The 23877-nt window shown below is 61.3% G+C and carries 21 protein-coding genes; 9 read left to right on the top strand and 12 right to left on the bottom strand.

The window, feature by feature from the left end:
• Positions 1–121: 121 nt before the first annotated feature.
• Together ABTV87_RS23560 and ABTV87_RS23555 are read left to right on the top strand one after the other, a co-directional pair.
• A complete protein-coding gene (locus ABTV87_RS23560) occupies positions 122–1543 on the top strand; it encodes an amino acid permease (RefSeq protein WP_085606790.1) in 1422 nt (473 codons plus the stop codon).
• A 170-nt stretch (positions 1544–1713) separates the two neighbouring features.
• Entirely contained in the window at positions 1714–3219 is a 1506-nt protein-coding gene (locus ABTV87_RS23555; RefSeq protein WP_433898450.1) for a glucosyltransferase domain-containing protein, read from the top strand.
• Positions 3220–3230: 11 nt separating this feature from the next.
• Here ABTV87_RS23555 and ABTV87_RS23550 read toward each other — a convergent pair whose 3' ends face one another.
• The gene (locus tag ABTV87_RS23550) at positions 3231–4850 is read right to left on the bottom strand and encodes an FMN-binding glutamate synthase family protein (protein ID WP_433898449.1); all 1620 of its coding nucleotides are present in this window, start codon (positions 4848–4850) and stop codon (positions 3231–3233) included.
• Between the two features lie 36 nt (positions 4851–4886).
• On the bottom strand, positions 4887–5687 hold the full coding sequence (locus ABTV87_RS23545) for a response regulator transcription factor (RefSeq protein ID WP_433898448.1): 801 nt from the start codon (positions 5685–5687) through the stop codon (positions 4887–4889).
• 125 nt (positions 5688–5812) lie between these two features.
• Between ABTV87_RS23545 and ABTV87_RS23540 the strand changes: the two genes are divergently transcribed.
• From ABTV87_RS23540 to ABTV87_RS23520, 5 genes are all read left to right on the top strand, one after another.
• On the top strand, positions 5813–6628 hold the full coding sequence (locus tag ABTV87_RS23540) for a carbon-nitrogen hydrolase family protein (RefSeq protein WP_433898447.1): 816 nt from the start codon (positions 5813–5815) through the stop codon (positions 6626–6628).
• 204 nt (positions 6629–6832) lie between these two features.
• Positions 6833–8158, top strand: a complete 1326-nt coding sequence (locus ABTV87_RS23535) for an APC family permease (RefSeq protein ID WP_433898446.1) — start codon at positions 6833–6835, stop codon at positions 8156–8158.
• A 76-nt stretch (positions 8159–8234) separates the two neighbouring features.
• Positions 8235–8660 carry an NUDIX hydrolase gene (locus ABTV87_RS23530; RefSeq protein WP_375747821.1) on the top strand — a complete coding sequence of 142 codons (426 nt, stop codon included), beginning with the start codon at positions 8235–8237 and terminating at the stop codon, positions 8658–8660.
• A 23-nt stretch (positions 8661–8683) separates the two neighbouring features.
• Positions 8684–9322: a LysE family translocator gene (locus ABTV87_RS23525; RefSeq protein WP_007953155.1), complete on the top strand. Its 639-nt coding sequence runs from the start codon at positions 8684–8686 to the stop codon at positions 9320–9322.
• A 1-nt stretch (position 9323) separates the two neighbouring features.
• Positions 9324–9854, top strand: coding sequence for a GNAT family N-acetyltransferase (locus ABTV87_RS23520; RefSeq protein ID WP_221533544.1), 531 nt, complete (start codon positions 9324–9326; stop codon positions 9852–9854).
• Here ABTV87_RS23520 and metR read toward each other — a convergent pair.
• The gene (metR, locus tag ABTV87_RS23515; protein ID WP_007953158.1) at positions 9838–10755 is read right to left on the bottom strand and encodes a transcriptional regulator MetR; all 918 of its coding nucleotides are present in this window, start codon (positions 10753–10755) and stop codon (positions 9838–9840) included. The genes ABTV87_RS23520 and metR overlap by 17 nt on opposite strands.
• Before the next feature lie 111 nt (positions 10756–10866).
• On the opposite strand from metR, the gene metE reads away from it, so the two are divergent.
• Positions 10867–13179: a 5-methyltetrahydropteroyltriglutamate--homocysteine S-methyltransferase gene (gene metE / locus ABTV87_RS23510; protein ID WP_433898445.1), complete on the top strand. Its 2313-nt coding sequence runs from the start codon at positions 10867–10869 to the stop codon at positions 13177–13179.
• A gap of 64 nt (positions 13180–13243) precedes the next feature.
• On the opposite strand, the gene ABTV87_RS23505 is transcribed toward metE, so the two are convergent.
• A complete protein-coding gene (locus tag ABTV87_RS23505) occupies positions 13244–13744 on the bottom strand; it encodes a hypothetical protein (protein WP_085606774.1) in 501 nt (166 codons plus the stop codon).
• Positions 13745–13990: 246 nt separating this feature from the next.
• Here ABTV87_RS23505 and ABTV87_RS23500 point away from each other — a divergent pair, with 246 nt between their 5' ends.
• A complete protein-coding gene (locus ABTV87_RS23500) occupies positions 13991–15025 on the top strand; it encodes an alpha/beta fold hydrolase (protein WP_085606772.1) in 1035 nt (344 codons plus the stop codon).
• A 1-nt stretch (position 15026) separates the two neighbouring features.
• Here ABTV87_RS23500 and ABTV87_RS23495 read toward each other — a convergent pair whose 3' ends face one another.
• From ABTV87_RS23495 to glpD, 8 genes are all read right to left on the bottom strand, one after another.
• Positions 15027–15356 (bottom strand): GlpM family protein, encoded by a 330-nt coding sequence (locus ABTV87_RS23495; RefSeq protein WP_162831789.1) that lies wholly within the window; start codon positions 15354–15356, stop codon positions 15027–15029.
• Positions 15357–15376: 20 nt separating this feature from the next.
• Positions 15377–16657, bottom strand: coding sequence for a sigma-54-dependent transcriptional regulator (locus ABTV87_RS23490; RefSeq protein WP_230737752.1), 1281 nt, complete (start codon positions 16655–16657; stop codon positions 15377–15379).
• Positions 16658–16701: 44 nt separating this feature from the next.
• The gene (locus ABTV87_RS23485) at positions 16702–18615 is read right to left on the bottom strand and encodes a sensor histidine kinase (RefSeq protein WP_258712261.1); all 1914 of its coding nucleotides are present in this window, start codon (positions 18613–18615) and stop codon (positions 16702–16704) included.
• Between the two features lie 64 nt (positions 18616–18679).
• Entirely contained in the window at positions 18680–19414 is a 735-nt protein-coding gene (locus ABTV87_RS23480) for an amino acid ABC transporter ATP-binding protein (protein WP_007953170.1), read from the bottom strand.
• Positions 19411–20082 (bottom strand): amino acid ABC transporter permease, encoded by a 672-nt coding sequence (locus ABTV87_RS23475; protein WP_007953172.1) that lies wholly within the window; start codon positions 20080–20082, stop codon positions 19411–19413. Before ABTV87_RS23475 ends, ABTV87_RS23480 begins: the two co-directional genes overlap by 4 nt.
• On the bottom strand, positions 20082–20828 hold the full coding sequence (locus ABTV87_RS23470) for an amino acid ABC transporter permease (protein ID WP_007953174.1): 747 nt from the start codon (positions 20826–20828) through the stop codon (positions 20082–20084). The genes ABTV87_RS23475 and ABTV87_RS23470 overlap by 1 nt, the downstream gene beginning before the upstream one ends.
• Positions 20829–21022: 194 nt before the next feature.
• Positions 21023–21937 carry a glutamate/aspartate ABC transporter substrate-binding protein gene (locus tag ABTV87_RS23465; RefSeq protein WP_433898444.1) on the bottom strand — a complete coding sequence of 305 codons (915 nt, stop codon included), beginning with the start codon at positions 21935–21937 and terminating at the stop codon, positions 21023–21025.
• 339 nt (positions 21938–22276) lie between these two features.
• Positions 22277–23815: a glycerol-3-phosphate dehydrogenase gene (gene glpD / locus ABTV87_RS23460; RefSeq protein WP_433898443.1), complete on the bottom strand. Its 1539-nt coding sequence runs from the start codon at positions 23813–23815 to the stop codon at positions 22277–22279.
• Between the last annotated feature and the right edge of the window lie 62 nt (positions 23816–23877).

Raw genomic sequence — 23877 nt, 5'->3', positions numbered from 1 at the left:
GGTTGCTTCTGCGGGACGGTCCTGCCCACGAAGCACGGCCGGTTTAACCCAGGCGCAGGCTTATCGGCCGACGCTTGAACACTCGGTGGTCACATCCAATAACAAGACGAGGAAGTCCCCCATGCCAGTCGGCAATCACCCGCCCCATGGCGAAACCGCTCAAGGCGGTCCGCTCAAACGCGAACTCGGTGAACGGCATATTCGCCTGATGGCGCTCGGCGCCTGCATCGGTGTCGGTCTGTTTCTCGGTTCGGCCAAGGCCATCGAAATGGCCGGCCCGGCGATCATGCTGTCTTACATCATCGGCGGTCTGGCGATCCTGGTGATCATGCGCGCCCTCGGCGAAATGGCCGTACACAACCCGGTCGCCGGCTCCTTCAGCCGTTACGCACAGGATTACCTCGGCCCGCTGGCGGGCTTTCTGACCGGCTGGAACTACTGGTTCCTGTGGCTGGTGACCTGCGTCGCCGAAATCACGGCGGTGGCGGTGTACATGGGCATCTGGTTCCCCGATGTCCCGCGCTGGATCTGGGCGCTGGCGGCGCTGGTCAGCATGGGCTCGATCAACCTGATCGCAGTGAAGGCGTTCGGTGAATTCGAGTTCTGGTTCGCCCTGATCAAGATCGTCACCATCATCGCCATGGTGCTCGGCGGCATCGGCATCATCGCCTTCGGTTTCGGCAACGACGGTGTGGCACTGGGGATTTCCAACCTGTGGGCCCACGGCGGCTTCATGCCCAACGGTGTGACGGGCGTGCTCATGTCCCTGCAAATGGTGATGTTCGCCTACCTCGGCGTGGAAATGATCGGCCTGACCGCCGGTGAAGCGAAGAACCCGCAGAAGACCATCCCGAATGCGATCGGCTCGGTGTTCTGGCGGATCCTGCTGTTTTACGTCGGCGCGCTGTTCGTGATCCTGTCGATCTACCCGTGGAATGAAATCGGCACCCAGGGCAGCCCGTTCGTGATGACCTTCGAACGTCTGGGCATCAAGACCGCCGCCGGCATCATCAACTTCGTGGTGATCACCGCGGCGCTGTCGTCGTGCAACGGCGGCATCTTCAGCACCGGGCGCATGCTCTACAGCCTGGCGCAGAACGGCCAGGCGCCGGCCGGTTTCGCTCGTACATCGAGCAACGGCGTACCGCGTCGCGCGTTGCTGCTGTCGATCTTCGCGCTGCTGCTGGGCGTGCTGCTCAACTATCTGGTGCCGGAAAAAGTCTTCGTCTGGGTGACCTCGATTGCCACCTTCGGCGCGATCTGGACCTGGGTGATGATCCTGCTGGCCCAGCTCAAATTCCGTAAAGGCCTGAGCGCCAGCGAACGGGCCGGCCTGAAATACAAGATGTGGCTGTTCCCGATCAGCTCGTATCTGGCGCTGGCGTTCCTGGTGCTGGTGGTCGGCCTGATGGCGTACTTCCCGGACACTCGCGTGGCCCTTTATGTAGGCCCGGCGTTCCTGGTGCTGCTGACCGTGTTGTTCTACGTGTTCAAGCTGCAACCAAGCGATGCGTCCCAGGGCGCGGTGCGTTCGGCTTCGTAATTCGTTGTCGCTGAAACCTGAAGCCCCGGTCGAAAGTCCGGGGCTTTTTCGTGGGTGCGAGGTTGATGCCGCTGGTCTGAAAGCGCCGCAAAAATCGACTTCTGATTCAGAGTCATGTTCGAAGGTTTATCTACGTTGTTTCCAGCGCAGCCGTGAACAGAGGCGCAGGTATGAGGACCAGCGATTTTCTCGTACGAGAACTCGGCCGTCGTCAGGTCGTGCTGTTCTTCCTGCTCGCCACGCTGCTGTACATCCTGCCGCTGATCCTCGCTGACTTCCCCTACATCGATGACAACTGGCGCACGCTGGCCGCCGGCAACGCTTGGGCCGGGCAGGGGCGGTTGTTCATGGACTGGTTGTATCAGGCGCTGACCTTCACCGACGCGGCGCCGAATATTTTTCCATTGCCGCTGTTGCTCGCCACGATAGCCATGTCGTTCGCGTTGACCCGGCTGACCTTCCACTATTTTCCCGAACCGACGCTGGCCTGTTGTCTGGTGGTGTTGCCGCTCTGGTACAACCCGTTTCTGCTGCAGAACCTGTCCTATCAATACGACGGGGCCGGCATGGCGCTGAGTCTGGTCGCGGTGATTTACGCGATCACGTTTTGCAGCGCTTCACGCATTCAGCGATGGCTGGTGCCGTCGATGTTGCTGGCGCTGGCGATCGGGCTGTATCAGATCAGTCTCAATGTGTTTCTCGGGCTGTGTTGCCTTGAATTGCTCAGGAATGTTCATCGGCGAGTACCGTGGGAAGAACTCTGGCACCTGTCAGGCTGGCGGCTGGCGCAACTGCTGCTGGCGGTGCTGATTTACAGCGTCACGGCCTATCCGTTCACGGACCACGGGCGCACGCAATTGCTGAAGGCGAGCGCTGATCCGTTGCTGCAGATCGGCATCAATATCGGTCGGGTGATGGAGAAGATTGCGCTGCTGTTTCACGGCGGCTACACGATGGTTTTTATTGTTTTGGTGCTGTGCGCCGTGTTCGGCGCCGTGCAATTGGGGCGGCAGATTCGCGAGCGCAAAATGTCCCGCGCCAAGGGCTTGCTCCTGAGCTTCACCAGCCTGCTGGCATTGCCGCTGATTGTGCTGCTGGTGCCGGGCATGACGCTGCTGTTTCGCGATTTCAACGAAGGCGCACGCACCCTGATGGGGTTCGGCGTGCTGCTGATGTTGCTGTTCTATCTGGCCTGGTTGGGGTTGATGCCGCTGCATCAACGGCTGCCTTTGGTGTTGGCGATTCCGCTTCTGGCCACGCTGTCGTTGTCCTTCGCTTATGGCCGGGTGCTGACGATGGAAAAAACCTTCGCCAGCAATGCGCTCTACAGCCTGAGCCACGACATTTCATCTCATCGCGAACTGCGCGAAGCCAAACGGATTTATATCTCGGTGACGTACTCCGACCGCTGGCTGGCGGGGGCGGTGGGTACGTTCAAGCAATTGCCGGTGCTGCACTATCTACTCAACATCGACTACTTCATGCTCGCCGAAAATCTGCCCTCTGCCGGCATCACCAACGTGGTCGCCGAGCGCGAACGGCGCAACGCGACCCATGTCGGTCTGATGGGCTACCCACCCTTGGTGGACAGCCTCTATTACCGCCTCTACCTAATTGGCGACTACGGCTTCATCGTGATGAAGGAGCCGCCCCACGGTCGCTTGCTGCAATGGTGACCGTTCAGAGTCTAGGCCGCCGCGATTTCCTGCGGCTCGAAACTGTCCGCCCTCGCCATCTGCCACATCCGCGAATAGAACTCGCCGTTCACTTCCCCGGTGAGCAATTCCCCTGGCTTCAGGAACACGTGCAACTGCGAGAACAGTTTGATCTCGGTCGCCGACATGCGCCGCACCAGATGCTTGGCCGACAGTTGCGACGGATGATCGAGGCCGGCGGCGGCGAGCATTTCCGCCAGGGCCTTGAGCGTATTGCGGTGGAAGTTGTAGACCCGCTGGGCCTTGTCCGGCACCACCAGCGCGCGCTGGCGCAGGGTGTCCTGGGTGGCGACGCCGGTCGGGCATTTGTTGGTGTGGCAGCTTTGCGACTGGATGCAGCCGATGGCGAACATGAAGCCGCGCGCCGAGTTGGCCCAGTCGGCGCCGATGGCCAGCACGCTGGCGATGTCGAAAGCGCTGACGATCTTGCCGCTGGCGCCGAGCTTGATCTTGTCCCGCAGATTCAGGCCGACCAGGGTGTTGTGCACGAACAGCAGACCTTCGCGCATCGGCACGCCGATGTGGTCGGTGAACTCCACCGGTGCGGCGCCGGTCCCGCCTTCCTTGCCGTCAACCACGATGAAGTCCGGCAGGATGCCGGTTTCCAGCATGGCCTTGGCGATGCCCATGAACTCCCACGGATGGCCGAGGCAGAACTTGAAGCCCACCGGTTTGCCGCTGGACAGTTCACGCAGTTGCTGGATGAAATGCATCATCTCGATCGGCGTGGAGAACGCGCTGTGGCGCGACGGCGAGATGCAGTCTTCGCCCATCAGAATTCCACGCGTATCGGCGATTTCCTGGGTGACCTTGTGCTTGGGCAGAATCCCGCCGTGGCCGGGTTTGGCGCCCTGGCTCATCTTGATTTCGATCATCCGCACTTGCGGGGTCTGCGCCTGGGCGGCGAAGCGTTCCGGGTCGAAACGGCCGTCGCTGGTGCGGCAGCCGAAATAGCCGCTGCCCAGTTCCCAGGTCAGGTCGCCGCCGTGTTCGCGGTGATAGGGGCTGATGCTGCCTTCGCCGGTGTCGTGGGCGAAGTTGCCGAGTTTGGCGCCCTGGTTGAGTGCGCGGATCGCGTTGGCGCTGAGCGAGCCAAAACTCATGGCCGAGATGTTGAACACCGACGCCGAATACGGCTGGGTGCACTGCGGGCCACCGACGGTGACACGAAAACTGTTCGGGTCGCTTAGCGGCGCCGGGCGCATCGAGTGGCCGATGAATTCGAAGCCGGATTGATAGACGTCGATCAGGGTGCCGAACGGCTTGTCGGCGGTTTCGTTCTTGGCCCGCGAGTACACCAGCGAACGCTGAGCGCGGGAGAAGGGCAGGGCGTCGCTGTCGGATTCCAGCAGGTACTGGCGGATTTCCGGGCGGATGCCCTCCACCAGATAACGGATGTTGCCCAGGATCGGATAATTGCGACGCACCGCGTGCGGGCTCTGCATCAGGTCGAACAGGCCGATCAGGCTCAATACGCCGGTAACGGCGGTGATCGGCCACAGCCAGTCGTGTTCGAGAAAGGGCAGGCTGGCGAGGGTGAAAATCACGCAGACGGCAAAGAAGGCGTAGCGGCTCAGGAGTGACAGGCTCATACGGTTTCCTTGGTTCGGACGGTTTTTTTGCGGCAGTCAGGCGTTCTGCGCCTGCAGAAAGATCGAAAACAGCTCCGACTGGGATTTGATCCCCAGCTTGCTGTACATGTGTTTCTTATGGACTTTCACGGTTTCAACAGAGATTTCCAGCTTACGGGCGATTTCTTTACTGGAGCAACCGCTGAGCATCAGGCGCCCGACGTCCAGTTCCCGGGCGGTCAGTTGCGCGCCCTTGAGTTGCTGCACCGATGCTTCGAGCTGCACCCGCCAGTCCGGTTGCACAGGCGCCGGAGCCAATGCCACGGTTTCGTTGATCTCGTAGGGAAGGCGCTGGCGCAACAGGCCGAGCACCCACGGCTGGATCAGCGACAGCAGGGCAATCTGCTCGCCGGTGAAGCGCTGCTGGCTGCCCAGCGACAGGCACAGCGTGCGGTCGCCCTCGAGCTGGCAATTGAACTGGATTTCGTCGGCCACCACATTCAGACGAAAGTATCGCTGGTAATACTCGGTCAGTTCGAAGTGCTCCGGCGCGACCTCCGACAGGCGATACAACCCGGTGCGCGACTGCTCGCGGCAGGCGATATAGAACGGGTCGAGCAGGTACAGACCGCGCAGATAATCCTGAAACAGCTGATCGGGACTGCCGTCGGCGCCGGGGCATTCGGCGAACACCTGCGGGTGGCGGTCGGCGCTGAACAGCAACGCCACCCAGCTATCGAACGGCACGTACTGGTCGAGCAGGCGCACCAGTTGCGCCCAGAAATTCGGCTTGTCGAGGGCGTCGATCAACTGGCCGACGGCGCGGTGCCAGGTGATGTCGTCAAACGAAAGAGTCATGCCTCTACCCCTATCGGGTTACCCCGGCCGCGTAATTCCCTGGCCGGTCGAATGCGAAGCATACTGGCCCACAGACAGCCGCCGGGCAATCTTTCGGCGCCCGGTGCTCATAACAAGGAATACCCATGAAAGTCGAACTCGCCCAACTGGCGGGCCGTGACAAAGACACGGCGTACAACCTCGAACGCGCCCTCGCGGCGATTGCGGCCTGCGCCGCCGACACGCAATTGATCGTGTTCCCCGAGACCCACCTGATGGGCTTCCCGACCGCCGACACCGTGGCGCAGATCGCCGAGCCGCTGGACGGCCCGACCGTCAGCGCGGTGCAGGCCGCCGCCCGTGAACGCAACCTCGCCGTGGTGATCGGCATGGCCGAGAACGACAACGGCCGCTTCTACAACACCACGCTGCTGATTACCCCCGAAGGCATCGCCCTGAAGTATCGCAAGACCCACCTCTGGGCTTCGGATCGCGGTGTGTTCGAGGCGGGCGACCGTTACGCCACCTGCCTGTGGAACGGTGTGCGGGTCGGTCTGCTGATCTGCTACGACATCGAGTTCCCGGAATCGGCCCGGGCCCTGGCGCAACTGGGTGCGGAGTTGTTGATCGTGACCAACGGCAACATGGACCCGTACGGGCCGACTCATCGCACCGCGATCATGGCCCGGGGCCAGGAAAACCAGGCGTTTGCGCTGATGGTCAACCGTGTCGAAGCGGGGGATGACGGGTTGATGTTTGCCGGTGGCAGCGCGCTGGTGGATCCGCTGGGCACGGTGCTGTTCGAGGCCGGGCGAGAGGAAGGGCGGTTCAGTGTCGAGCTGGATTTCGCTCAGCTGGAGCTGGCGCGCAAGGATTATCGGTATCTGGATGATCAGCGGTTGAGGTTGCCGGGGGAGGTGGTTGAACACGCCTCGGGAGTACGTGAGCTGCTGATCCCTTGACCCGTTGTACCCGATCGTTCCCACGCTCTGCGTGGGAATGCAGCCCGGGACGCTCTGCGTCCCAAGAGCGGACGCAGAGCGTCCATTGAGGCATTCCCACGCGGACGGTTCGACGCCTCGACGTGGGAACGATCAGCAACACCCGAAACATTCGCCGAACTCGGCCTCTGCCATAAATCCAATAAAATCCGGAGTAAGTCGTCCATGGCTCGTTTGCAACGCACCCTTTCGCTAGGGTCGGTGGTGCTGTTCGGCATCGCCTACATGACGCCGATCATTGTTCTCGGCACGTTCGGCATCCTCGCCCAGTCCACCGCCGGCATGGTGCCCGCCGCGTATCTGGCGGCATTGGTGGCGATGTTTTTCACCGCCATGAGCTACGGGCGCATGGCCGCCGCGTTCCCGGTAGCCGGCTCGGCCTACAGCTACGTGCGCAAGGCCATCAGCCCGAAACTCGGCTTCATCGCTGGTTGGGCGGTGCTGCTCGATTATCTGTTTCTGCCGATGGCGATCTGGCTGATCGGCGCCGCCTATCTGGCTTCGGCCTTCCCGTCGATCCCGCAGTGGATCTGGGTGCTGGCGTTCATCGGCATCACCAGCGCGATCAACATCATCGGTCTGAAACTGGCCAACGGCATCAACGCCTTGCTGATGCTGGTGCAGTTTCTGGTGCTGGTCGCCTTCGTCGCACTGTGCGTGCACTACGTCGGTGGTGATGCCAGCACGCCGTTGTGGTCGATCAAACCGTTCTTCAACGGCGACATGCAGATGCCGCTGATCATGAGCGGCGCCGCGATTGCCTGCTACTCGTTCCTCGGTTTCGATGCGGTCAGCACCCTCACCGAAGAAACCCGGGATCCACGTCGCACCATCCCTCGGGCAAGCATGCTGATCACCCTGATCGGCGGGCTGATTTTTGTCGGTGTGTCGTACTTCGTGCAGATCGCTCATCCGTCGTTCCAGTTCGACAGCGTCGACTCGGCGGCCTACGAAATTGCGCGCAACATCGGCGGCGACCTGTTCGTGTCGATCTTCCTGATCGGCCTGATCGTCGGTCAGTTCGCCTCGGGCCTGTCGGCGCAGGCCAGCGGTTCGCGGCTGTTGTTTGCGATGGGCCGTGACGGAGTGCTGCCCAAGTCGTTTTTCGGCACCTTGCACGAGCGCTTCGGTACGCCGGTCAACAGCATCCTGCTGTGTGCAGTGGTGGCTTTGCTGGCGCTGAAACTCGACGTGACCACCTCGACCTCGTTCATCAACTTCGGCGCATTCCTGGCGTTCAGCCTGGTCAACCTGTCGGTGATTTTTCACTACTGGATCGGCGGCGAGAAAAAGGGCCTGCGCGAGTTGATCCTGTTCCTGATCTTTCCGTTCATCGGCCTGGCAGCGGACTTGTGGCTGATGGTCAGCCTCGATCACCTGGCGGTGTATCTGGGCCTGAGCTGGCTGGCGATTGGCGTGGTGTACCTGGCGGTGCTCACGGGTGGTTTCCGCCGGCAGCCGCCGGAGATGGATTTCCAGGAAGCGACCTGAGGTTCCGGCAGAGTCTTTGCTCACAAATGGCAGGCGTGTGATGCTTGCCGTTTTTTGAGTCAAAGGCTTTCCGTTCATGTCGACCGCAAATAACTCCACGATCCGCATCGCCGCCGCGCTGCTGCTCAACCCCGACGGCCAGACCCTGCTGGTGCGCAAGCGCGGCACCACGGCGTTCATGCAACCGGGCGGCAAGATCGAACCTCATGAACTGCCGGTGCATGCATTGGCCCGTGAGCTGGAAGAAGAGCTGGGGCTGGTGATCGATCCGGCGCAGGCGAGCTTTCTCGGCCAGTTCTCGGCACCCGCCGCCAACGAGCCGGGATTCGTCGTGCAGGCCGAGATCTTTCAGCTGACCATCGACGCCAAAGTGTCTCCGGCCGCCGAGATCGAAGAGGTGATCTGGATCGACCCGGCTACTGACGGCGATGTGGTTCTCGCCCCATTGACACGTGACCTGATCCTGCCGTTTTATCGAGCCTCGCTGACCGCGATCGCCTGATCATTCGTACAAAGGACTTCGTCATGATCCCGCTTCCAGACCTGCTGATTTTTGCCGCCGCTGCACTGCTGATGGTACTGACGCCGGGGCCGAACATGATCTACCTGATCTCGCGGTCGATCTGCCAGGGACGCCGCGCCGGGGTGACCTCGCTGCTCGGCGTGGTGGCGGGGTTCTTCGTGCACCTGTTCGCGGCGGCCGCCGGTTTGACCGCGGTGTTTCTCGCGGTGCCGATGGCCTATGAAGTGTTGAAGTGGGCCGGTGCGCTGTACCTGCTCTGGCTGGCCTGGCAGGCGGTGAAACCCGGCGCCCGTTCGCCGTTCGAGGCGCAACAATTGCCGGCGGATTCTTCGCGCAAACTGGTCACCATGGGTTTTCTCACCAGCGCGCTGAACCCGAAAATCGCGGTGTTTTACCTCTCGGTATTTCCGCAATTCATTTCGCCAGAGCACGGCTCGGTGTTCACCCAGAGCATCATCCTGGGCCTGACCCAGATCAGCGTCAGCTTCTGCGTCAACCTGTTGATCGCGCTGTTCGCAGCGGGCATCGCGTCGTGGTTCGTCAACAACCCGACCTGGCTGGCGGCGCAGCGTTATTTCATGGGGTTTGTGCTGGGCGGCCTGGCCGTGCGGCTGATGCTTGAACAGCGCAAGGCCGCCTGACATGTGGATCGAACGGCTGGACGCCAGCCATGCGCTGGCCTATCGCGAACTGATGCTGGAAGCCTATGACCGGCATCCGCAGGCGTTCACTTCCAGTGTGCGCGAGCGCGCGGTGATGCCGCTGAGCTGGTGGGAGTCACGCCTGACCAGCAAGCTCGACGCGGTGTTCGGCGCGTTCGAAGACGGCCGGCTGGCGGGCATCGTCGGCCTGGCGTTCGAGCCTCGGGAAAAGGCCCAGCACAAGGCAACGGTATTCGGCATGTATGTGTCGGCGGAGTTTCGCCAGCGCGGGCTGGGGCTGAAATTGATGGAGGCGGTGCTGGGTGAAGCGCAGCAGCATCCGGCGCTGAAAGTCATTCAATTGACCGTCACCGCCGGCAATGACGCGGCGTTTCATCTGTACCAGCGCTGCGGCTTCATTCAGTTCGGCCTGGAGCCGATGGCGGTGCGGGTCGGCGAGGACTATTTCGACAAGATCCATATGTGGTGCCCGCCTTTCGTGCCAACCGCCAGCCTCAACGAACCGCGCTGACCCCATCCAGCGTCGAGAACGAAGTGTCCTTGGCCGTCAGCAGGAAGTCGCGCATGTACGGCGCGTCCAGCATGTCGGCGCGGATTGCCGCGTACAGCGTCGCAAACAGACCTTTCTCACCCAGCCGCTTGCCCTTCACGTAACCGCGCGAGCTGTATTCATGCAGCGCCCAGTGCGGCATGCCGCACACGCCACGGCCGCTGGCCACCAGTTGCATCATCATCACCGTCAGCTCTGAGGTGCGTACCTGCGCCGGTTCGATGTCGGCCGGTTCGAGGAAGCGGGTGAAGATGTCCAGCCGATCGCGTTCGACCGGGTAGGTGATCAGGGTTTCGGTCAGCAGGTCTTCGGGAACGATGTACGGTTTGCTTGCCAGCGCGTGCTGATTGGCGACCGCGAGCATGGCTTCGTAGGTGAACAGCGGCACGTAGGTGATGCCGGCGATTTCCAGCGGGTCGGACGTCACCACCAGATCCAGATCACCCCGGGCCAGCGCCGGCAGCGGGGCAAACGAGAAACCCGAAGCGAGGTCGAGTTCGACTTCCGGCCACGCATCGCGGAATTGGTCGATGGTCGGCATCAGCCACTGGAAGCAGCTGTGGCATTCGATGGCCATGTGCAGACGCCCGGCGGTGCCACCGGCCAGACGCCCGATATCACGCTCGGCGGCGCGCAGCAGCGGCAGGGTCGCGTCGGCCAGTTGCAGCAGGCGCAGGCCGGCGCTGGTGAAGCGCACCGGTTTGGTCTTGCGCACGAACAACGGCATGCCCATGCGCTCTTCCAGTTCCTTGAACTGGTGGGACAGCGCCGACTGGGTCAGGTGCAAGCGGTCGGCTGCATCGACCAGGCTGTCGGCTTCGCGCAGGGCATGCAGGGTTTTCAGGTGACGGATTTCAAGCACCACAGGCTCCATGAGGAAAATTTGTGATCAACACGAAAAGGTTGAGTTTGTCTCATGTTGCCCTGGCTGTCGACAATGGCGCCATCTTTTACGCAATGGAGAACACTCGACATGGCCGTGGCACACACCCTGGGTTTCCCGCGCATCGGCGCCGACCGCGAACTGAAAAAAGCCCTCGAAGCCTGTTGGAAAGGCGATCTCGATCAGGCCGCCCTGAATCAGGTTGGCCGTGAGCTGCGCGCCAAGCACTGGCAACTGCAGAAGGACGCCGGCATCGACCTGCTGCCGGTCGGCGACTTCGCCTGGTACGACCAGGTGCTGACCCACTCGCTGACCTTCGGTGTGATCCCCGAGCGCTTCGACGGTGTGCGTGACGAGCGCGGCCTGCCGACCCTCGACACGCTGTTTGCCATGGCCCGTGGCGCCACGTCGTCCTGCTGCGGCGGCGAGCACGGCAAGACTCAGTACGCACAAGAGCTGACCAAGTGGTTCGACACCAACTACCACTACCTGGTCCCGGAATTCAGCGCAGACCAGCAATTCAAGCTGAGCTGGGAACAGCTGTTCGATGAAGTCGAAGAAGCCAAGGCCCTCGGTCACAACGTCAAACCGGTGATCATCGGCCCGCTGACTTACCTGTGGCTGGGCAAGGCGAAGGGCAACGACTTCGACAAGCTTGATCTGCTTGAGCGCCTGCTGCCGGTGTACAACGAAATCCTTGGTCGCCTCGCCGAACAAGGCGTGGAGTGGGTGCAGATCGACGAGCCGATCCTCACCCTCGACCTGCCGCAAGCCTGGAAAAGCGCCTTCGAACGCGCCTATCACATCCTTCAGTATTCGCCGCTGAAGAAACTGGTGGCGACCTATTTCAGCGGTCTGCAAGACAACCTCGGCCTGGCCGTCGGCTTGCCGGTGCAAGGTCTGCACATCGATGCGGTGCGTGCGCCCGATCAGCTCGGTCAGGTGCTGGATCGCCTGCCGACCTACAAGATTCTTTCGGTCGGTCTGGTCAACGGTCGTAACGTCTGGCGCTGCGAACTGGAGCAGGCGCTGGCACAACTGCAACCGGCGCAGGAGCGTTTTGGCGATAACCTGTGGGTCAGCAGTTCCTGCTCGTTGCTGCACAGTCCGGTGGATGTCGAGCGTGAAGACAAGCTCGATCCGGAACTGAAAAGCTGGCTGGCATTCGCTGTGCAGAAGTGCAGCGAAATCTCGGTTTTGCGTGATGCGCTGAACGACCCGCAAGCGCCGAAAGTGCAAAGCGCGCTGGCCGAAAGCCGTGCCATTCAAGAAAGCCGCGACCGCTCGCCGCGTATTCACAAGGCCGCCGTGCAGGCGCGGATCGATGCGATCAACGCCAGTGACAGTCAGCGTCATTCGCCGTTTGCCAAACGAATCGCCGCACAGCAAGCGCGTTTGAAATTGCCGACGTTCCCGACCACCACCATCGGTTCGTTTCCGCAGACCGGCTCGATCCGTCTGGCCCGTCAGGCGTTCAAGCAGGGCAAGCTGTCGGCCAACGATTACCACGACGCCATGCGCAGCGAAATCCGCCACGCGGTACAGGTGCAGGAACGTCTGGGACTGGACGTGCTGGTGCACGGTGAAGCCGAGCGCAACGACATGGTCGAGTACTTCGCCGAGCAGCTCGACGGCTACCTGTTTACCCGCTTCGGCTGGGTCCAGAGCTACGGTTCCCGCTGCGTGAAACCGGCGGTGATTTATGGCGATCTGTCCCGTCCTAACGCCATGACCGTGGACTGGATCACCTACGCCCAGAGCCTGACCGACAAGGTCATGAAAGGCATGCTGACAGGCCCGGTGACCATGCTGATGTGGTCGTTCCCCCGTGAAGACGTGTCGCGCAAAGTCCAGGCGCAACAACTGGCGCTGGCCCTGCGTGACGAAGTGGTGGATCTGGAAAACGCCGGAATCAAAATCGTGCAGATCGACGAAGCCGCGTTCCGCGAAGGCCTGCCATTGCGCCGTGAACAATGGCAGGAATACCTCGACTGGGCGGTGGAAGCGTTCCGCCTGACAGCCTCGGGCGTGAAGGATGAAACCCAGATTCACACCCACATGTGCTACAGCGAATTCAATGACGTGATCAAGGCGATCGCCGACATGGACGCCGACGTCATCACCATCGAAACCTCGCGCTCGGACATGGAATTGCTCGAAGCCTTCGAAGCGTTCGACTACCCGAACGACATCGGTCCGGGCGTCTACGACATCCACTCGCCGCGCGTGCCGGACACCGCTGAGATGGTCAAGTTGATGAGCAAAGCCGTGAAGCGCATCCCGGCGCAGCGCCTGTGGGTCAACCCCGATTGCGGCCTGAAGACCCGCGCGTGGCCGGAGACCGAGGCGGCGCTGGTGAACATGGTCGCGGCGGCGCGGCAGTTGCGCAGTCAGTTGGCGTAATACGTCGAAAACCGGCATACACCGAAAAAGCCGCTGAGGCTCTGCATTCAGCGGTTTTTTTCGTTCAACTCCAGCGTTGGGGGAGAGTCTGCCCCGGTGCGTAATTCACATTGTCGATGTAAAGCGAACCCTTGTTCTTGTAAGGATCGGAGGGGCCCGAGAATCGAACTTCGACCCTTGCAGTGCTGGCCGGCATGTTGCCGCTGTAGTTAAAGACTTTCTCCGTGGGTTGCAGTGGCGCCAGACCAAAATCCGTCTGGACTATTTCGCCGCCATTGTCGAAGCCCGAGATGATGAAAACAAAAAACGCGTGCGTAACGTAATCAAATGGAGGCAGGAAGTACTGAGCGGTGGGAGCGGACGCAGTGAAACTCAGGACAAATGACCCGGAGGGAGCATTGAACTGGGTATAGAGCAAGATGCCGTTATCCACTCCAGGCTGCAGTTGCGCCTGGAAACTGAAGTTGTGATTGACTACGTTGGCTTTGCCCTGAAGAGTCTGTGCGATCCATGGCGCAAATTTACCTGATTCGAAATCGCCGTTTGGCACGAGGTTAGTGCTCATATTGCCTCCCTGATGCATTGATGGCCGCCTGTCGGCCGTCAATGCATGCTGTGCTGAAGGCAGCTTTTTAACGACTGTCAGATCTGACAGTCCCGACAAATGGCAGGTGGCGCAAGCAACTGCTGTACTTTCGCCGATTCGACCGCTCGGCACTCTTCATCAAACTGTCATCGAACTGTGGCAGCGCGCTTGAACAAACTTCATCAGACTCGCGCTCTACTGGGGTTCTGCGTTTCGGTGTTTTTCATGTTCAAGGGATTTTTTGCAATCGCGGCGCTGTTGGCCGCGGTTTTTTTCGTTCCGGCGTCTTATGCGGCGTCGCGTTGCGACGTCAATGTACCGACCGAGCGGGTCGATCTGGAGCAGGTGAGCCTGGCGTACCAGAGCATCGGCCGTGCGTCGGATCCGGCGCTGTTGCTGGTGATGGGCCTGGGCGGGCAGTTGATCCACTGGCCGGACGAAGTGGTGGTTGCGCTGTGTCAGCAGGGTTTTCGGGTGATCCGTTATGACAACCGCGATGTCGGTCTGTCGACCTGGCGCCAGACGCCGGTGGAAGCCAACCTGACCTTTGAGGTGCTGCGCTACAAACTCGGCCTGCCGGTGGCGGCGCCTTACAGCCTGACCGACATGGCCGACGATGCGCTGGGCCTGATGGACGCGTTGCACGTCGAGCAATTCCACGTGCTCGGCGCGAGCATGGGCGGGATGATCGCCCAGCACATGGCGGCGATGGCGCCGCAACGGGTCGAGAGCCTGACGCTGATCATGACCAGCTCCGGCGCCGAAGGCCTGCCGGCGCCGAGTGCGGCGTTGGTGCAATTGTTGTCACGGCGTGGCGCTCCCAATCGCCAGATCGCGCTGGAGCAACAGGCTGATCTGCTTGCAGCGTTGGGCAGCCCTTCAGTCAGCGATGATCGGCAGGCATTGCTGCATCAAGCGGCGCTGTCCTATGACCGGGCGTTCAATCCCGAAGGCGTGAAGCGCCAGATCATGGCGATCCTCGCCGAACCGAGCCGGGTGGCGTTGCTCAATCAACTGCGCGTCCCGACGCTGGTGGTGCATGGCACGGCCGATCCGTTATTGCCGGTGATGCACGGCGTGCACCTGGCGGCGCACATTCGCGGCAGTCAGCTGCGGCTGATTCCGGGGCTGGCGCACCGCTTTCAGGAGGCATTCAAGGAGCCGTTGCTGGCGGCGGTGTTGCCGTACCTGCGCGAGCATCGCGAAGACACGTCGCACTGGGCGCAGATCGAACCGGTGGCGGAACACAACCTGCTCTGACTCAGGCGTGAAGCCGCACCCACACCGACACCAGCACCGTCGCGGCCATCAGCCACGCAACTGCCGCGACCGCCAGCGAAGCTTCGAGGCGCATGCGGTCGACCATCACGTACAGCGTCGCCAGATAAACGAAGTACGGAATGATTGACCACATGCCGAAAACGATGGTGGTCTTCAGGTCGTCGATCGAACGGCCCTTGCCGACGATGTAATGGGCAATCAGGGCGAAGGTCGGGAACAGCGGCACCAGACCTGCGATGTAGTAGTTTTTGGTCTTGGCCAGCATGGCGAGGATCACCACCACTGCCGCACCGAGCATTGCCTTGAAAATCAGATCCACGTCGTTCTCGCTTAATGGCTCAGGCCGTATTTTTTCACTTTGTCGAACAGCGTGGTCTTGGCCATGCCCAGTTCCAGGCTGGCCTGAGTCAGGTTGCCGCCGCTGCGTTGCAGGGCGTCGCTGAGCAGGTTGCGTTCGAACGCTTCCACCGCTTCGGCGAAGGCCAGGCCCTGGCCTGCACTACCCGCGCCGGTTTTCTTGAACGCCGGCAGACCGAGGGCAAAACGTTCGGCGACGTTGCGCAGTTCGCGCACGTTGCCCGGCCAGTCGTGGCTCATCAGGCTCGACAGGGTCTGGTTGTCCAGCTCCGGCAGCGCGCGGTCGAAACGCAGGGCCGATTGCTGGGTGAAGTGTTCGAACAGTTGCAGGATGTCTTCGCGGCGCTCGCGCAGGGGCGGCAGTTCCAGCGTCACCACGTTGAGGCGGTAGTACAAGTCGCTGCGGAATTCCCCGGCCTTGCTCGATTCGTCGAGGTCGGATTTGGTGGCCGCGATCACCCGGCAATCCACCGCCACGCTCTGGTTCGAGCCGAGGCGTTCGAGGGTGCGTTCCTGCAATACCCGCAGCAGCTTGATCTGCAGTGGCAACGGCATGCTTTCCACTTCGTCGAGGAACAGCGTGCCGCCGTCGGCGTGTTCGATCTTGCCGATCCGCCGCTTGCCGGCGCCGGTGAAGGCGTTGGCTTCGTGGCCGAAGATTTCGCTTTCAAACAGGTTTTCCGGCAGCCCGCCGCAGTTCAGCGCGACAAATTGTTTGGTGTGGCGGCGGCTGAAATCATGCAGACAACGGGCGACCAGTTCTTTGCCGGTGCCGGTTTCGCCTTCGATCAGCACGTTGGCTGAGGTGTCGGCGACGTTGGCGATCAGCTCGCGCAGGTTCTGCATGGCCGGCGAACGGCCGATGATCCGCCCTTCAAGGGAATCGCGTTCGGCCAGTTGCCGGCGCAGGGACGAGACTTCGCGATTCAGGCTGCGTTGCTCCAGCGCGCGGCGGGCCACATCGACCAGGCGTTCGGGGGAGAACGGTTTTTCCATGAAGTCGTAGGCGCCTTTCTGCATCGCGCCGACGGCCATGGAGATGTCGCCGTGTCCGGTGATCAGCACCACCGGCAGGCTGCGGTCGCGTTGCTTGAGCCGGGTCAGCAGTTCCAGGCCGTCGATGCCGGGCAGGCGAATGTCGCTGATGACGATTCCGGCGAAGTTGTCGCCGACCTGTTCCAGCGCCTCTTCGGCACTGCCCACGCCGATGCACGGGATGTCTTCGAGGGTCAGCGCCTGCTGGCAGCCGAGCAGCACATGGGGATCGTCTTCGACGATCAGCACACTAAGGTCGTTGTTCATATTGGCTCGGCAGGAATAGGGCTTACCAACGGTAAACTGAGGACGAAGGTGGTACCACCGCTGGCCGGGTGCTCGACACCCAAATGGCCGCCGGTGGCGGCGGCGAGGCTGGCCGACAGGGTCAGGCCGAGGCCCAGGCCCTGTTCGCCGGGCTTGGTGGTGAAGAACGGTTCGAACAGGTGCTTGCGCGCTTCGGCGTCGATGCCGTGACCGTTGTCGCGCACCCGCAGGCGATATTTGCCGTTGAATTCTTCGCCTTCCAGCCACAGCTCCGGCAGCGGTTGCGCCTGCATGGCGTCGAGGGCGTTGCCGATCAGGTTGACCAGAATCTGTTCCAGGCGCGTCTGGTCGATCTGCACCTGCACGTCGTCGAACTGGCGATGCAGTTGCAGGGAGGCACTTTCGACGCGGGCGCCGAGCACTTGCAGCGCGGCATCCACCGCTTTGCCAAGGCTGGCGCGACCCTTGTCGTCACCGCGCCGGGCGAAGGAGCGCAGGCTGGCGGTGATCCGGCCCATGCGGTCGATCAGGTCGTTGATGGTCTTGAGGTTGGTGCTGGCGACATCGAGCTGGCCGCGTTCAAGGAAGCGGATGGTGTTGCCCGACAGTGTGCGCATCGCCGCCAGCGGCTGGTTCAATTCGTGGGCGATGCTGGTGGACATCTGGCCGATGGCCGCGAGTTTGCCGGCCTGCACCAGTTCGTCCTGGGCGCGGCGCAAGGTCTCTTCGGCCTGACGCCGTTCGCGGATCTGGCTCTTGAGCCGGTCGTTGCTGGCGCGCAGGTCGGCGGTGCGTTCGGTAATCCGACGCTCCAGCTGGTTGTTGGCTTCCTGCAGGGCTTCACGGGCGGCGAGGCGGGTGGCGATGACCTTGCGCCGTTCGTTCCAGGCGATCAGCAGGAATGCCACGAGCGCAAAGGCGACTGCCACCAGAATTCCCTGATTGATCGCCTCGCGCCGCAGATCCTGCAACGGCGTGAGCAGAGTGAAATTCCACGGGGTATCGCTCAGCGGTCGGGTTTGCGCCAGATAGCTGATGTTTTCCTCATCGCCATCCTGTTGGCTCGGCACTTCGCTGTTGGCCGGGAAAGTGAGTTTTTCCACGCCTTCGGACAGGGTTTCGCGGGCCAGCGGTTGCAGCTCGTTCAACGGGAACCAGTAGTACTGCAGGCTGCGGGCGAGTTTTTCCTTGGTCTCGTCGCTCAGCGGTATCACCGATTTCAGGCGCCGGGCCGGATCGCTGGAGAGAATGATGATGCCGTTTTCATCGCTGACGAAGGCTTCGAGGCGCGCCCGTTGCCAGCGTTCTTCCAAGGCTTCCAGGCGCACCTTGACCACCGCGACGCCGATGATCTTGCCGTGTTCTTCGAGGCCGTGGGCCAGGTAATAACCGGGTTCGCCGTTGGTGCTGCCGATCCCGTAGAAACGTCCGGGCTGGCCGCGAATGGCATTCTGGAAGTAGGCGCGGAACGACAGGTCTTCACCGAGGTAGCTGTCGACGTCGCGCCAGTTGCTGGTGGCCATGACGCGGCCGGTGGTGTCCATGACGTAGATGGCCCGACTGCGACTGCGTCGGTTCAGGCCTTCAAGGTAATCGTTGACCGTTTGCCGGTGTTCCGGAGTAGGGTCGTCCAGCAACTGCGAAACGCTCGATTCGAGTTCCAGCAGGCTGGGCAGGTAGGTGTATTTGCTGATCTCGCTTTCGACCGCGCGGGCGTGCAGTTCCAGCTGGCGCTGGCCGTTTTCGCCGAGGCTGCGGATGCCGAAATGTTCGCTGGTCCAGAAGCCGATGTAACCCAGTCCGATCATCAGGGCGATGACCAGCGGCGGCAGGAACAGGTGGCGGATCAGACGGGGTTTCACGGCAAGTGATGGCGGCGTGGCGCGATAGAGAGTGGGGTCGCATTTCATCACAGATGCCTTGGGTCAACCACCTGCATTCCCCGACAGAGGATGTCGGGGAATGCAGCCGTTTTTAGTGCTGCAGGATTTTCTCGAGGAAATGCTGCGCGCGTTCGGAGCGTTGGCTGATGTCGCCAAAGAACTCTTCTTTCTTGCAGTCTTCGATGATCTTGCCGGCGTCCATGAAGATCACACGGTCGGCCACTTTACGGGCGAAGCCCATTTCGTGGGTCACGCACATCATGGTCATGCCTTCGTGGGCCAGTTGCACCATCACGTCGAGCACTTCGTTGACCATTTCCGGGTCCAGCGCCGAGGTCGGTTCGTCGAACAGCATGACGATCGGGTCCATCGCCAGCGCACGGGCGATCGCCACACGCTGTTGCTGACCACCGGACAGTTGGCCGGGGTGCTTGTGGGCGTGAGCCGACAGGCCGACGCGCTCGAGCAGTTGCAGGCCCTTCTTGGTCGCCTCTTCCTTGCTGCGGCCCAGCACCTTGATCTGCGCGATGGTCAGGTTTTCGGTGATGGTCAGGTGCGGGAACAGTTCGAAATGCTGGAACACCATGCCGACGCGCGAGCGCAGTTTCGGCAGGTTGGTCTTCGGATCGGCAATCGACGTGCCGTCGACCACGATGTCGCCTTTCTGGAACGGCTCCAGCGCGTTGACGCACTTGATCAGGGTCGACTTGCCCGAACCGGACGGACCGCAGACCACGATCACTTCACCCTTTTTGACCTCGGTGCTGCAATCGGTCAGCACCTGGAAGTCCCCATACCACTTGTTGATGTTCTTGATAGAGATCATACGGCGAACCTTTTTTGCAGACGCTTGACCAGCACCGAGGCGGCAAAGCTGATGGTGAAGTACACGAGACCTGCGAAGATCAGGAACTCATTCGAGCGGCCAATGATGTCGCCACTGGCGCGCGAGGCGTTGAGGAAGTCCACCAGACCCACGGTGTAGACCAGCGAGGTGTCCTGGAACAGGATGATGCTCTGCTGCAGCAGCAGCGGGGTCATCTTGCGGAACGCCTGGGGCAGGATGATCAGGCGCATCATCTGGCCGTAGGTCATGCCCAGTGCCTGCGCCGCGCCCATCTGGCCTTTGGGGATCGACTGCACGCCGGCCCGGACGATTTCGCAGAAGTACGCCGCTTCGAACATCATGAACGCCACGATGCACGAGGTGAACGCGCCGATCGGGGTGTCTTCGCCGGTGATCCAGCGCAGCACGAACGGCACTGCCAGGTAGAACCAGGTGATCACCAGCAGCAGCGGGATCGAACGGAAATAGTTGACGTACGCGCCGGCGATGCTCGACAGCAGTTTGCTGTGGGACAGGCGCATCAGCGCGAGGATGGTGCCGAGGATGATCCCGCCGACCACGCCCAGCGCCATCAGCTTGAGGGTCATCAGCATGCCGTTCCACAGGCCGGGAATGGCCGGAACGATGCCACTGAAATCGAATTCCATTATTTACCCCCCACGGAGATCAGGCCGGGCACGGCGACTTTCTTCTCGACCATGCGCATCAGCAGCATCAGGCTCATGTTGAGGGTGAAATAGATCAGGGTCGCCAGGGTGAAGGCTTCAAACAGGTTGGCCGAGAATTCGGCGGTCTGTTTGGTTTGCGCCAGCAGTTCCATCAGACCGATCAGGGACGCCACGGAGGAGTTCTTGAACACGTTCAGGAATTCCGAGGTGAGCGGCGGAATGATGATCCGGTAGGCCTGGGGCAGCAGCACGTTCCAGTAGATCTGCGGCAGCTTGAAACCCATGGCGCGAGCGGCGGATTCCTGGCCGCGTGGCAGCGCCTGGATACCGGTGCGAACCTGTTCGCAGACACGGGCGGCGGTGAACAGGCCCAGGCACACGACGACGCTCAGGTAAGCCGAGGTGGTCGGGTTCAGGTCCTGCTTGTACCACTCCTGCAGATCCGGCGGCAGCAGATCGGGCACCAGGAAGTACCAGATGAACAGCTGAACCAGCAGCGGCACGTTACGGAACAGCTCGACGTAGCAGGTCGCGATGCCCGACACGATGCGGTTTGGCACGGTGCGCATGATGCCCAGCAGCGAGCCGAGCAGCAGGGCGATGATCCAGGCCACGATGGCGATGGCAATGGTCCAGCCCAGACCGGAAATGAACCAGTCGAGATAGGTCTCGCTGCCCACGCCGGTGGACTTGAAGAACACGCCCCAGTCCCAGTTGTAATTCATTAGGGTCTCCCCTCGATTCGATCGATGTACAAGTGCCCGCCTGGGGAAGCTCCGTTCCCGCCCTGATTGTGAAAATCAGGCACACGCGATCGGCTCGACAGCCACCGGTTCGAGTGTTTCCAGAAAATGCCAGCAGGGAGTGACCATCCCCTGAAAAGGCAGGCGCCTCCTCAGGGGATAAGGTTAGTCAGAAATCAGGATTTCTTGTCGTCAGCCGCTTTGTCGGTCGGATTGGCGATCAGGGCCTTGAGCTCGTCGCTCATCGGGAAGTTCAGGTTCAGGCCTTTTGGCGGAATCGGCTGCATGAACCATTTTTCGTAGATCTTGTTGATCTCACCCGAGGCGTAGGTCGCCTTGATGGCGTCGTCGACAGCCTTTTTGAACGGCTCGTCGCCTTTGCGCATCATGCAGCCATAGATTTCGTACGACTGCGGAGTGCCGGTCACGGCCCAGTCAGAGGCTTTCTTGGCTTTGGCGGCTTCGCCGGCCAGCAGGGCGTCGTCCATCATGAACGCAACGGCACGACCCGATTCCAGCATCTGGAAGGATTCACCGTGGTCCTTGGCGGAGATCACGTTCATGCCCATCTGCTTGTCGGCGTTCATCGCCTTGAGGATGCGCTCGGAAGTGGTGCCGGCGGTGGTCACGACGTTCTTGCCTTTCAGATCGTCGAAATCCTTGTACTTGGAGTCAGCCTTGGACAGCAGACGGGTACCGATTTCGAAGATGCCGACGGAGAAGTCGACCTGTTGCTGACGCTCGACGTTGTTGGTGGTGGAGCCGCACTCGACGTCCACGGTGCCGTTCTGCACCAGCGGGATACGGGTTTGCGAAGTCACGAGGTTGTATTTGACCTGCAGGTTTGGCAGGTCCAGGTCTTTCTTGATCGCTTCGACGATGGCCAGCTGGATATCGTGGGAGTAGCCGACCGGCTTGCCGGAAGCGTCAGCGATGTAGGAGAAAGGAATGGAAGCGTCACGGTGGCCCAGGGTGATGACGCCGGACTCTTCGATCTTCTTAAGGGTGCCGGTGAGTTCGGCAGCGAAAACTGGTGTGCTGATCAGAGCGGCAGCAATGGCTGCGCCCAGGATATGGGGAACGATGCGCATCAAATTTTCCTCGACATTGTTTTTTTTATGGAGCCGGTTGAGCGGGCCCTTTGTACTTCGAATGCCTGACGGCTCCTGTTGTGTTGGCGCAACAGGCATTCGTCGAAGGAGTGTAGAGCATGAGTCGTGCCAGACCAGTCAGTACAGGTTAATTCATTGATTTATAACGTTATTAAAGTTTTGTGATGGTGTTTTTCCGTGAATCTGATCCGGTTAACCGAATTGACCGTCAGGTCGCGTTCGGAAAACCGAACGTCCTCATTGCGCCTTGTTTCAGCCTGAATGCAAAAAGCCCCTGAATCTTGCGATTCAGGGGCTTTTTGTTCAGCGACGAACGAATCAGGCCGCTTCGATCTTGCTGCGGTTCAGCTCGACCTTGTTCAGGTACGCCGCCAGTCGCTCTTGCTCGGCCGGCGTGGTGAACAGGCCCAGTTTGCTGCGACGCCACAGGATGTCATGCGCGGTGGTGGCCCATTCTTCGGTGCACAGGTAATCGACTTCACGGGTGTAGAGCCCGCCACCGATGTGTTCGCCCATGTCGGCCAGAGTGTCGACGCCTTCGAGCATGCGCCAGGTGCGGCTGCCGTAGGTGGTGGCCCAGCGGCGGGCGATTTCGGTCGGTACCCAGTCGAACTTGTCGCGGATCAGCGCGCTCAAGGCTTGCGGCGTGGTCATGTCCTCGCCGCCGGGCAGGGTGGCGGTGGCCGTCCAGCTCGGGCGCATCTGGGTGAAGTGCGGCATCAGCTGCGCCATCGCCGACTCGGCGAGCTTGCGGTAGGTGGTCAGCTTGCCGCCGAACACCGACAGCAGCGGCGCTTCTTCGGTGCTGCCGGACAGCGCCAGGGTGTAGTCGCGGGTCACGGCCGAAGGGTTGTCGGATTCGTCGTTGCACAGCGGACGCACGCCCGAGTAGGTGTGCAGGATGTCATCACGGCTGATCTGCTTCTTGAAGTGGGCGTTGACCACTTTCAGCAGGTAATCGGTTTCGCCGTCGGTGATCGCCACTTTGGCCGGATCGCCGGTGTACTCGCGGTCGGTGGTGCCGATCAGGGTCAGGTTGTTCAGGTACGGAATGGTGAAAACGATGCGCTGATCTTCGTTTTGCAGGATGTGCGCGTGATCGCCTTCGTACAGCTTCGGCACGATGATGTGGCTGCCCTGGATCAGACGGATGCCGTACGGCGATTCCATCTTCAGGTCGTCACGAATGAACTTGGCAACCCACGGGCCAGCGGCGTTCACCAGCGCTTTGGCGGTGATCGAAAACAGGCTGCCGTCGGCGCGTTCCAGGTTCAGGTGCCACAAGCCCTTGGCGCGGCGGGCGCTGACACAACGGGTCTGGGTGTGGATGTGCGCGCCTTTTTCACGGGCGGCCATGGCGTTCAGAACCACGAGGCGGGCGTCGTCGACCCAGCAATCGGAGTATTCGAAGCCTTTGCTGATTTCGCTTTTCAGTGCGCTGTCGGCGCCGAACTTCAGGCTTTTCGAGCCTGCGAGTTTTTCGCGCTTGCCGAGGTGGTCATAAAGGAACAGGCCTGCACGGATCATCCACGCCGGACGCAGGTGCGGACGGTGCGGCAGCACGAAGCGCATTGGTTTGACGATGTGCGGGGCCTTGGCCAGCAGCACTTCGCGTTCGGCCAGGGCTTCGCGCACCAGACGGAATTCGTAATGTTCGAGGTAGCGCAGGCCACCGTGGATCAGCTTGCTGCTGGCCGACGAGGTGTGGCTGGCCAGGTCGTCCTTTTCGCAAAGGAACACCGAAAGACCGCGACCGGCGGCATCCGCTGCGATCCCCACGCCATTGATCCCGCCGCCGATGACGGCGATGTCGTAGATCTCGGAGGTAGGGGGCGTACGCAAGGTAGATGTGGACATCGGCTGGCCTCGGGCTCTTTTGATTTTCTGTCTTGGAAATCGAACATGAATGTTCATTTGCG

Source organism: Pseudomonas sp. PSE1(2024) (assembly GCF_050990555.1).
Classification (GTDB): Bacteria; Pseudomonadota; Gammaproteobacteria; order Pseudomonadales; family Pseudomonadaceae; genus Aquipseudomonas; species Aquipseudomonas aphyarum.
This window is presented reverse-complemented; position numbering and strand designations above follow the sequence as displayed.